This window comes from Vibrio sp. Vb1574 (assembly GCF_033338675.1).
In genome coordinates this window covers 1-1,424 of sequence record NZ_JAWOTC010000198.1, presented here as the reverse complement: position 1 = coordinate 1,424, position 1,424 = coordinate 1, and the positions used below count along the sequence as shown (strand labels likewise).

Annotated in this window: 2 protein-coding genes and 1 pseudogene; all 3 read right to left on the bottom strand. The window is 46.9% G+C overall.

The features are described from left to right. On the bottom strand, positions 1 to 360 hold a 360-nt coding region (locus tag R7O12_RS24780), incomplete at its 3' end, for a molecular chaperone (protein WP_318126706.1). A gap of 111 nt (positions 361 to 471) precedes the next feature. Further along, on the bottom strand, positions 472 to 1,323 hold the full coding sequence (locus tag R7O12_RS24775; protein ID WP_017448508.1) for a dimethyl sulfoxide reductase anchor subunit family protein: 852 nt from the start codon (positions 1,321 to 1,323) through the stop codon (positions 472 to 474). Continuing rightward, positions 1,323 to 1,424, bottom strand: a pseudogene (locus tag R7O12_RS24770) (dimethyl sulfoxide reductase subunit B); the annotation flags it as partial. The pseudogene R7O12_RS24770 and the gene R7O12_RS24775, both read right to left, overlap by 1 nt.

Genomic DNA, 1,424 nt, shown 5'->3' with positions numbered 1-1,424 from the left:
TTCTGGTTCACGTTGGTCAGATTCCAAAGAAAAACCACAACGCTGCAAAAAGTAACGATATTCAATGGTTGATTCACCAAACAACGCCGCCTCTTTATCTAGATAAGCCGATCCCCAAGGTGGCGCTTGCATCTCACCAATACCAGCAAACATGCGATCGTGCTCCATTTGCAGTGCCTCTTCGCTCTCGTTTTGAAAGCTGCGCAGCATGTCATTAAGCGCTTCGATTGGTGTATCTGTATTGCTCAGCAACGTATCGAGATTTGCCGCTGGGTAAGCTTTAGGCTGGTAGTAAAACAGTGCACCAAACAGCTTAAGAACGATGCTGGTATCTTGTGGTTCAAGTTGAGAAATTTGCATGAATTACCTTTGATGACTGGTGTTTTTATTCTTCGATTAAGTAAAACGGAAAAGAGGTGGGACGAACACTCGCCCCACTCTATTAATGGTTATCAGTACAAATAACGGCGATTAGTACAAACCCGATGTAAAGTGCATGCCGTAGAACACGTTACGACCTAGAATCTCTGCAACGAACAAGGCAACGAATGCCACGATAACCAGCAAGTTCTTCTGACGACCTTCTGCGGTAAACAACTCAGCGAATACCCAAAGAGCAGCAGCAACCACAAGCAACAGTACGTGACCGGCAACATAGCCAGATAGCATGGTGATTTGATCCAAGCCACTGTGAATCGCCGTTGAGATACCTGCGAAGTGAATGGTTTGCATCACTGTGAAAGCTAGGTTCAACGCAATCAAACTCACACCTGCCCACATTAGGCGACGGTTAGTTTTCTCAGCCGTCACGTCCAATACGTTGATCAGCGTGTAACCAAACATCAGGCCCGAAGTCACAACCGTGAACCAAAACGCAACCGTTGTCATTGGTGAGTACCATGCTGGAACCGTTTCGATTTGGTAAACATTTGCCATCGCGAACATGAAAATCACGCCAACCGCGATAGACAACCAGTTCACGATTTTGCGAACGCCTTCGCTGCCGATTTTTAGAATCGTCAGCAACCAGTACAAACCCGCTAGAGACAGAAAGCTTGCACCCGTTAAGATCTCGTTAGATAGCGCCGCACTACCAACACGGTTTAATGCGTTGAAGGCACGAAGTGGGCTACCCAAGTGCGTGGTTGAGAACAAGAAACCCAATCCCATTACAACCAAAATAGCGAAACGAGCGATGTTCATACGAGGCTCTGTCACGCGTGGTGGCTTACCGAATTTCTCGAACGCATTAACCGTTAAGTGCGCGCCAACCGCAGTTTGAGCAAGAACCGTAAAGGCAACTAATGGTGCTTCGTATAACATTATTTCACCTCTCTTGGATTCTGTAGGAAACCAGTGCGGTCATTGGTTGGTCGACCATTTGGATTTAGCTTCACGATCAGGTTCGGGCTAGTAATGCGAGA